We start from the raw sequence: 9,274 nt of genomic DNA on the forward strand, positions 1-9,274 counted from the left end.
TTGATTATTTTAATCTGATTTTTTCATTTTTTTCGATTTGAACAATTGTATTGTCTTGAACGATTAAAGTTATGGAACCGTAGTTCATTGTAGCGAGCATTTTTTTTATATTTTCAATTGCCTGCTCAACATTCGCCTGTTTTTTATCCATTCGAGACACTCTCCCCATATGAATATAATGTTTCTTCTACGCGCTCTATTAATACTTGACGAACATTTTCGTCATACCCTAAACAGTCACAAAGCACAACTTGATTCTCTAAAAATCCTTGTTGAGCTATTTTCTTTTGAATCCCTATTTTTAATAAGCCCGTAAATAAAAGATATGGAACGATATAGACCGGATTATTCCGTTCCTTTTTTAATTGCTCTAATGCCTTTTCAAAGGAAGGACCGTTGCCATATAAAAAACAAATATCTACCTTTGAGTAGTGATACCGGCTTTGAAGGTGATTGGCAATTTGTTGAAGATCTATTTGTACACTTGGATCACTACTTCCGCGTCCAATGAGTAAAATATCAATCTCATCATGTTGCTCAACACCCTTTTCCAACACTCTCTCATGTAGACTTTCAATTAACTTTTCATGTATTCCAAAGGGTCTACCAAAGGTAAAGGTAACATCGGGATAAAGTTCTTTTGCTTTATTCATTTCAAGGGGGATATCTTGTTTGGCATGATTAGCAGTTAACAGTAGGATTGGAACGACAGCAATATTTGTTGCTCCTTTAGCAACACATGCTGCAACTCCCTCTACAATCGAAGGGGCAGCTAATTCTAGAAAACAAATTTCTTGGATAGCAACATTAATTTTTGGTTTTACAGTTTCAATAAATTCAATTGCTTCATCAACACCAGCTTTTACCCGGCTTCCATGGGCAACATATAACACTGCTTGCATAATGATCCCCCTCCTTGTTAACTCGATATTTCTTGTAATTGTTTTGATTGTTCAAACCAGGCGATTTTATCGTGCATTTTTACAACTTCTCCAACGATAATCATGCTAGGATTTTGGATCTCTTCTTTTTCCGCAATTTCTACGATTGACTCCAATGTTCCCGTTATCGTTTTTTGATGTTCCGTCGTACCCCAATGGATTAATGCGACAGGAGTTTGTGGATTACGTTTGTACTTCATTAACTGCTCCGTAATATATGGCAAATTGCCAACTCCCATATAAATCGCAAGGGTATCGACTGATTCTGCCAACCCCTTCCACTGGATAGAATCATCCTTTCCTTCCCGCATATGGCCAGTCACAATAGCAAAACTAGATCCTAAATCACGATGGGTAACAGGAATTCCAGCGTAAGCAGGTGCGGCAACACCTGAAGTAATTCCTGGCACGATTTCAAAAGGAATACCTGCTTCCACTAACACTTCCGCCTCTTCAGCACCTCGACCAAATACGAAAGGATCCCCACCTTTTAAACGGGTTACTACTTTCCCTTTACTAGCATATTGAACGAGTAATTTATGAATTCGTTCTTGGATAACACCATGTAATTTAGGTAATTTACCAACGAAAATTAGTTCTGCATTTGGTTTTGCGTATTCCAACAGTTCTTTATTCACTAGACGGTCGTAAAGAATAACATCGGCTTGTTGAATACATTTCAACCCTTTTACTGTAATTAAATCGACACTTCCTGGTCCTGCTCCAACAATATATACTTTCCCCATTACGAACCCCCCTCATGAAAACAGTTTTCCATTTCAAAAAAGTGTGAATATTACCTTAATAATAAACATACCATTCTTATTGGTCAACTATGTTTTTAAATTAAAAGACTTTTTAAAAGATTTTAAAATTAATATTATGTTATAAATGAAGCATTTTTAAACAAATTAAATAAAAAAATAGGAACGAACCATTATGATTCGTTTCCTATTAAAAGTTCTTTAATGTTAATTTTTTATATCTTACAAAGATAAAGAGGGCAGCAATAATACCGATTACGGCGATAAAACCATCAAATATAAATATAAAATTTATCGCTCCTTTCTCTGCAATTGCACCCGTAATAAGTGGCATAACGACGGAGGCTACACCGGAAGCTGTTGCAACTAAACCCGTTACCGTTCCTTTTCTCATCCAAAATAATTCTGTCATTAAAGTAATAGCTAGTTGAAGTACCCCAGCTGTTGAGAAACCTAAGAAAAAGGAAGCAATCGTAATAACAGAAGGTTCTTTAACCGTTAAAATAACGGCAACGGTTAGCACTGTAATCATCGGATAAACAATTAAAATCGTTGTTGCTTTTATTTTATTGCCTAAAATAAAGGCTAGTACTAATACTGAAACAACGGATCCAATACTATAATAACTTAACAATTTAACCGCTTCGTTCGTAGTCATAAAGACGGCTTCTTGTCCATAGCTTGGCAACCAAATTTGAGCTACTGTAAATAATGCCGTTGATGTAAAACCAATAACGATTAAAGATAAACCTTCTTTTAACAATTTCGGTTCCGATTTAAATGGAACAATTGGTTTCACTGTTTCCTCATTCTCTTCTAGTTTAACTTCATTAACTTTTGGGAATGTGGACAACAGTAAAATGATCATATTGAAAAGATAAATAGCAGCTAGTAAGAAAAAGGAATATCCGAAGAATAATCCGTTATCGGATAAAAATAAAATGATAAACGGTAATATCGTTGCACCCGTGGACATAAAGGCTTTAACGAGTACATTGGCCGAACCCGATTTTTTCGTAAATATTTCAACTAATGCCGGATAGGAACCTGCATCCATCGCCGCATTCGCAACACCCGCTAAAACGGCAAATAGAAAGGCTAACTTATAACTTGGCAATAAAGGAATACTAACTAAAAAAATTGCCATGAGAAAGCTCGAAATAATTAAAAGTGGCTTCCTTCCTACTTTGTCAGATAAAACTCCTAAACTACTATATGATAATAGTTTCCCAAAACCGATAGCGGCTATAATGTAACTAATAATCGTACTAGTTGTACCCCATTTGGCCGTTAAACTTTCCATATTGGAGGAAAGAATGATATTTACCATTCCTAATAAAAAGTAATTACTATATAAACCTATTGCAGCTTTCATATACATATTTTTCATTTTTTTCTCCTAATCAAACCTTACTTTAACGATTTAAAGCGTTGAATTTATTTTAACATACTTATTAAACGAACGAAATATTTTGTTTGAAGGGTATGATTTTCATCCTTATATATACAAAAATGCCTCAAATATATGTGAGTCATATATTTGAGGCATAATGGATTATTTTACAACAATATTTACAAGTTTACCTGGTACCGCAATCACTTTAACAATTTGCTTTCCATCCGTAAACTCTTTTACTTTTTCATCAACTTTTGCTATTTCTTCAAGCTGTTCTTTTGAAACATCTTTTGCCACTTTCACCTTTGAACGTAATTTACCATTCACTTGAACGACTACTTCCACTTCATCATCGACAAGTTTGGATTCATCAAATGTAGGCCATGCCGCATAAGTAAGCGTTTCTGTATGCCCTAAAATTTCCCATAACTCTTCTGATAAGTGTGGTGCAATCGGTGCTAATAATTTCACAAAGCCTTCAGCGTATTCCATTGGGAAAATATCAGCTTTATAACAATCATTAATAAATACCATCATTTGAGAAATGGCTGTATTGAAACGAAGATGTTCATAATCCTCTGTCACTTTTTTCACCGTTTGATGATATGCCTTTTCTAGTGTTGTATCAGAACTATTTTGAATTTTTTCTGATAGCTTCCCTTCATCTGTTGTATATAGACGCCAAATTCGATCTAAGAAACGACGTGCACCGTCAAGGCCGTTCGTTGACCAAGCAACAGAAGCATCAAGTGGTCCCATAAACATTTCATATAAACGAAGGGTATCGGCACCATGGCTTTTAATAATATCATCAGGGTTTACGACATTCCCCTTTGATTTTGACATTTTTTCGTTTCCTTCACCTAAGATCATTCCTTGGTTGAATAATTTTTGGAATGGCTCTTTTGTTGGAACAACACCTAAATCGTATAGCACTTTATGCCAGAAGCGAGCGTATAGTAAGTGAAGTACTGCGTGCTCAGCGCCACCAATATAAATGTCAACAGGTAACCAACGTTTTAATAGTTCAGGATCAGCGATGGCTTCTTTATTTTTTGGATCAATGTAACGAAGGAAATACCAGCTTGAGCCTGCCCATTGTGGCATTGTATTCGTTTCACGACGACCTTTTTTCCCTGTTACAGGATCTACTACATTAACCCATTCATCAATGTTTGCTAATGGAGATTCCCCTGTACCAGAAGGGCGAATGTTCGAAGTTTTTGGAAGCACTAATGGAAGTTCCTCTTCAGGTACAGTTGTCATTGTACCATCTTCCCAATGAATGACAGGAATTGGTTCTCCCCAATAACGTTGACGTGAGAATAACCAGTCACGTAAACGGTAAGTCACTTTTTTCTCTCCAACACCTTTTTCTTCTAACCATTCAATCGCTTTCGCAATTCCATCGGCTTTATTTAAACCGTTTAAGAAATCAGAATTAATGTGCGGTCCATCTCCAGTAAAGGCTTCGTTAGCAATATCCCCGCCCTCAAGTACTGGTACAATTTCTAAACCGAATTCTTTCGCAAATTCATAATCTCGTTCATCATGGGCAGGTACTGCCATAATAGCACCCGTTCCATAAGAAGCTAATACATAGTCGGCAATCCAAATCGGAATTTGTTTACCGTTAATTGGATTAACTGCATAAGCACCTGTGAACACACCTGTTTTTTCTTTTGCTAAATCTGTACGTTCTAGATCAGATTTCATTTTCACTTTTTCTAAATAGTCATCTACTGCCTGACGTTGTTCGATAGTCGTAATTTCTTCAACTAATTTATGCTCCGGAGCTAATACACAATAGGTTGCGCCAAATAACGTATCTGGTCGAGTTGTGAATACTTCAAAGTTTTTCTCTGTACCAGCAACGGCAAACTTCACCTCGGCCCCTTCAGAACGACCGATCCAGTTACGTTGCATATCTTTAATCGATTCCGGCCAATCTACCTCTTCTAAATCGTCAAGTAGTCGGTCAGCGTATTTTGTAATACGTAATACCCATTGACGCATAGGACGACGTTCTACAGGATGACCACCACGCTCGGATTTTCCATCGATGACTTCTTCGTTCGCAAGTACTGTTCCAAGGGCTGGGCACCAGTTAACAGGAATTTCATCTACATAGGCTAAATCCATTTCAACTAATTTAGTAAAAATCCATTGAGTCCATTTATAGTAATCTGGATCCGTCGTATTAATTTCCCGATCCCAATCATAAGAAAATCCTAGTTCTTGAATTTGTCTTTTAAATGTCGCAATATTTTTTGCTGTAAACTCAGCTGGGTCGTTTCCTGTATCTAGGGCATATTGTTCAGCAGGTAAACCGAAGGCATCCCACCCCATCGGATGAAGAACATCGTATCCTTGCATACGTTTAAAGCGAGAAAGAATATCCGTTGCAGTATATCCTTCAGGGTGACCTACGTGTAACCCTGCACCGGATGGATAAGGGAACATATCCATTGCATAAAATTTAGGTTTTGATTCGTCATTCAATGTTTTAAATGATTTATTTTTTTCCCAATATTGTTGCCATTTTTTTTCGATTTGTTGATGATTAAAACTCATGAGCATTGTTCCTCCTTTATTGTTTTCTGAACTGATCATTCGACATGAAGAAATGATAAATTAGGTCAAAAAGCTAATATAATAAGTAGATTATCCTAGAAACGGAAATAATAAACAAATCCATCTTGGAGTATATTAGTTCCTAAATTTTTCAATTTAAAATCGTGATACATAGAGCTTTTGTCTAACAGGGTAAGTTGACGAAATATTTAAAAAATAAAAAAAACCGCCCCTTTATAAATAAAGGGACGAGAGATATTTGTAAACTCCCGCGGTACCACCCAAATTAGTGACACTACACTCAGCTCTAGTACCTTAACGCGGTATGACGGTTTTAGCTACTTTTTTCACTAAAACAGACTCCAAGGCGAGTTCGATTTATCTACTTACTAGCTTCCACCAACCGCTAGCTCTCTAAAAAGCTTCAAGATCTACTATTCCTTCTCATAGTCGTACTTTTTTATTATTTTAATCATTTTAATGGAAATACATAAAATATACAAGTCCCCCAGTTAAATGCTTTCTAAAGCAAAAATTACTTATCAATAGAAATAGGATGAGAGGATTTCTTAATTGGTTTATCATATAGTAAACAAGGAACAATACTAATAATAAACAAACTACATAAAAATAAAATTAGTACGTTCATACTATAATAATCGACAATCATACCACCAATAAATGGACCTATCATTCTTCCTATTGAACCTATACTATTCACAATCCCTTGATATGTTCCTTCTTTCCCCTTAGGCGCTAACATATTAGCAATCGTCGGTACAGCCGGCCATACAAATATTTCACCGATTGTTAAAATAACCATTGCTGCGGCAAACATTTTAAAACTATCGGCAAACAAAATAACGGTAAAGGATAGCATCATAATGATGACACCGATTACTAATTGGGACTTTATTTGTTTTTCATACTTTTGCACAATTGGACTAATAATAGGTTGCAGTGTAATAATTAACACACCATTAATCGTCCAAAGTAAACTATACTCTTTCAAACTAATCCCTTGTTGTTGTATGTAGGTTGAAAGGGTAGTTGACCATTGAGAATAAGCTATCCATGCTAACAAAAAGCCACTACTTAAAATAACTAACGAGTAGAAATTTAATTTGGAAGTAGATAATTTCACCTTTTCCCCATTATTACTTTTCTCCGTCTCAATTTTCGGTACGATATCTCGATAAGTGACAACAGCTAAAATGAAAAATACGACATACAATCCTAAATTCGAAATAAATAAATAATCAAAACTCTTTTCTGCAATAGGCCCTGCCAATGCTGGCCCTACTGCCACTCCTAAATTTTGAGCAAGATAAATAGCGTTAAATCCTTTTCTCCCACCTTCTGGCCAAACGGATCCTACCAATGCGAAAATGGAAGGTATAACAATCCCGCTTCCGAAGCCCATAATCGTTAAAAACCAAACGTAATGGGGCCAACCATGCCAAAAAGTAATGCCAAATAAAGAAATAACCGTAATTATAATGCCAAACATAATCGATTTATAGCCACCTAATTTATCGAATAAATGGCCTCCTGCTAAATTCCCTAATACAGTCGCCCCTGCATTTAACATTAATACAAGTCCTGCAACCGATAAAGACTGTCCCAGATGGTCATGCATATAAATCGTATTTAACGGCCATAGAAATGAGCTCCCAGTTATATTAATAAAGGTCCCAATAACTAATAGCCAAACCTTTTTAGGCATATCTATACCTCCAAAACTCTTTTCCCACAAAAAATAATAGTATTCTTCTTTTACTAGAAGTACAAGAAAAAAATTGTTGAATTGACGGAATTTCATGATACAAAATGCACAATACAACATCCCGTGTTAGAATACTTGATAGAGGAGTGAATGAAATGATTGAACAACAATTTCCTTTCCCATCCGACGGGAAACGTTACTATACATGGAATCGATATTTACGAGATGAATTTGGGAAAAAAGTATATAAAGTCGCTTTAGATGCCGGTTTCGATTGCCCAAACCGTGATGGCACTGTTGCATTCGGCGGATGTACGTTTTGTAGTGCTGCCGGAAGCGGTGACTTCGCTGGTGATCGGGTCGATCCAATCCCAGTTCAATTTGAAAAAATTAAAGAAAAAATGCAACATAAATGGAAAGATGGCTTAACTATGGCTTATTTCCAAGCATATACAAATACCCATGCCCCGCTACCTGTCTTAAAGGAAAAATTCGAGGCAGCTTTAGCCTGCGAAGGAGTGATGGGGTTAAGTATTGCAACTCGTCCAGACTGTTTACCTGATGACGTTGTTGAATATTTAGCAGAATTAAATGAACGGACGTATTTATGGGTGGAATTAGGGTTACAAACGGTTCATGAAAAAACAGCAAATTTAATTAACCGTGCCCATGATTATGCAACTTATGTAGAAGGCGTCGAGAAACTTCGAAAACATAACATCCGTGTTTGCACACATATTATTAACGGCTTACCGTTAGAAGATTACGATATGATGATGGAAACAGCCCGTGAAGTGGCAAAACTGGACGTACAAGGAATAAAAATTCACCTGCTTCATTTACTAAAAGGAACGCCGTTAGTTAAGCAATATGAAAAAGGTATGTTGGAATTTCTTGAAAAGGACCAATATATTAAACTTGTTGCAGATCAGTTAGAAGTAATTCCACCTGAAATGATTGTCCACCGTATTACCGGTGATGGTCCGATTGATTTAATGATTGGCCCAATGTGGAGTGTTAACAAATGGGAAGTTTTAAACGGTATTGATGCTGAACTCGAACGTCGCGGAAGTTGGCAAGGAAAATTATATGTTCCGTCCAAGACCGAAATGGTTTAATGGGAGAAAAAAGCATTAGCCAAAAGGAAGTGACGGTAGTGAAGTTACAACGAGTTTTACAATATGCTAAAACGCTCCTTTCCGAGTCAATTGATGCAGGGGACATTGCAATCGATGCGACTGCTGGAAACGGTCACGATACATTATTTTTAACGGAACTTGTTGGAGAGAAAGGCCATGTTTACGCTTTTGACATCCAGCAACAAGCCATTGAGTCAACGGAGAATCGTCTAAAGGAAAATGGAGTTAGTCATCTAGCAACGGTTATTTTAGATGGCCATGAACATATTTCACAACATGTTCAACAACAAATTGGTGGGGCTATTTTTAACCTCGGCTATTTACCAGGTGCCAATCATCATGTAGTGACGAAAAGTAATACAACGATTGAAGCGATAGAACAACTACTACAACTATTGAAAATCGGCGGTATTATCGTTTTAGTAATCTATCATGGTCACGAAGGTGGAAAAGAGGAACGGGATGAACTATTAAAATTCGTCAGCTCCCTTCCTCAAAAGTATGTACATGTTCTCCGGTACGAATTTTTAAACCAAAAAAATGATCCACCTTTTATCGTAGCATTGGAAAAAGTAAAGAATTTCCCTAAAGAATAAAAAAGAGCAAGGCAACCTTAAAGTGTACCCTTTGTAAAGGACATTTTTAAAAAAGGCTTTTAAGCAACTTGAAGAAGATGGTGACTGTATTGTGCAGGCGTCATCTTTTTTAAGTTCCATTGACCTCGGTAATGATTG

The 9,274-nt window shown here is 36.5% G+C and carries 8 protein-coding genes and 1 other annotated feature; of the genes, 2 read left to right on the plus strand and 6 right to left on the minus strand.

The annotated features are described in order from the left end of the window. Positions 1-4: 4 nt before the first annotated feature. The 6 genes from EC501_RS14190 to EC501_RS14215 all read right to left on the minus strand — a co-directional run bounded on the left by EC501_RS14190 (position 5) and on the right by EC501_RS14215 (position 7,401). Positions 5-151: a YezD family protein gene (locus EC501_RS14190; protein WP_122972956.1), complete on the minus strand. Its 147-nt coding sequence runs from the start codon at positions 149-151 to the stop codon at positions 5-7. Continuing rightward, complete coding sequence (locus EC501_RS14195) at positions 144-902, minus strand: sirohydrochlorin chelatase (protein ID WP_122972957.1); 759 nt, start codon at positions 900-902, stop codon at positions 144-146. The genes EC501_RS14190 and EC501_RS14195 overlap by 8 nt, the downstream gene beginning before the upstream one ends. A gap of 17 nt (positions 903-919) precedes the next feature. Further along, positions 920-1,687: a uroporphyrinogen-III C-methyltransferase gene (gene cobA / locus EC501_RS14200; RefSeq protein WP_122972958.1), complete on the minus strand. Its 768-nt coding sequence runs from the start codon at positions 1,685-1,687 to the stop codon at positions 920-922. A gap of 208 nt (positions 1,688-1,895) precedes the next feature. Beyond that, positions 1,896-3,095 (minus strand): MFS transporter, encoded by a 1,200-nt coding sequence (locus EC501_RS14205; protein WP_122972959.1) that lies wholly within the window; start codon positions 3,093-3,095, stop codon positions 1,896-1,898. Positions 3,096-3,260: 165 nt separating this feature from the next. Next, a complete protein-coding gene (gene leuS, locus EC501_RS14210; protein WP_122972960.1) occupies positions 3,261-5,675 on the minus strand; it encodes a leucine--tRNA ligase in 2,415 nt (804 codons plus the stop codon). Positions 5,676-5,916: 241 nt separating this feature from the next. Beyond that, positions 5,917-6,132: a binding site (T-box leader), on the minus strand. Between the two features lie 78 nt (positions 6,133-6,210). Beyond that, positions 6,211-7,401, minus strand: a complete 1,191-nt coding sequence (locus EC501_RS14215; RefSeq protein ID WP_122972961.1) for an MDR family MFS transporter — start codon at positions 7,399-7,401, stop codon at positions 6,211-6,213. Between the two features lie 155 nt (positions 7,402-7,556). On the opposite strand from EC501_RS14215, the gene mnmL reads away from it, so the two are divergent. Then, positions 7,557-8,519 carry a tRNA modification radical SAM protein MnmL/YtqA gene (gene mnmL / locus EC501_RS14220; protein WP_122972962.1) on the plus strand — a complete coding sequence of 321 codons (963 nt, stop codon included), beginning with the start codon at positions 7,557-7,559 and terminating at the stop codon, positions 8,517-8,519. Positions 8,520-8,557: 38 nt separating this feature from the next. Further along, positions 8,558-9,136 carry a tRNA 5-(aminomethyl)-2-thiouridylate-methyltransferase MnmM gene (gene mnmM, locus EC501_RS14225; protein WP_122972964.1) on the plus strand — a complete coding sequence of 193 codons (579 nt, stop codon included), beginning with the start codon at positions 8,558-8,560 and terminating at the stop codon, positions 9,134-9,136. The last annotated feature ends 138 nt before the right edge of the window (positions 9,137-9,274 follow it).

This window comes from Lysinibacillus halotolerans (genome assembly GCF_003711845.1).
Taxonomy (GTDB): Bacteria; Bacillota; Bacilli; order Bacillales_A; family Planococcaceae; genus Ureibacillus; species Ureibacillus halotolerans.

Bases quoted from the DNA above. Each gene is read 5' to 3' on its own strand.
- leuS (WP_122972960.1), bottom strand. From the start codon at position 5,675: ATGAGTTTTAATCATCAACAAATCGAAAAAAAATGGCAACAATATTGG.
- EC501_RS14205 (WP_122972959.1), bottom strand. From the start codon at position 3,095: ATGAAAAATATGTATATGAAAGCTGCAATAGGTTTATATAGTAATTAC.
- cobA (WP_122972958.1), bottom strand. From the start codon at position 1,687: ATGGGGAAAGTATATATTGTTGGAGCAGGACCAGGAAGTGTCGATTTA.
- EC501_RS14195 (WP_122972957.1), bottom strand. From the start codon at position 902: ATGCAAGCAGTGTTATATGTTGCCCATGGAAGCCGGGTAAAAGCTGGT.
- EC501_RS14215 (WP_122972961.1), bottom strand. From the start codon at position 7,401: ATGCCTAAAAAGGTTTGGCTATTAGTTATTGGGACCTTTATTAATATA.
- EC501_RS14190 (WP_122972956.1), bottom strand. From the start codon at position 151: ATGGATAAAAAACAGGCGAATGTTGAGCAGGCAATTGAAAATATAAAA.
- mnmL (WP_122972962.1), top strand. From the start codon at position 7,557: ATGATTGAACAACAATTTCCTTTCCCATCCGACGGGAAACGTTACTAT.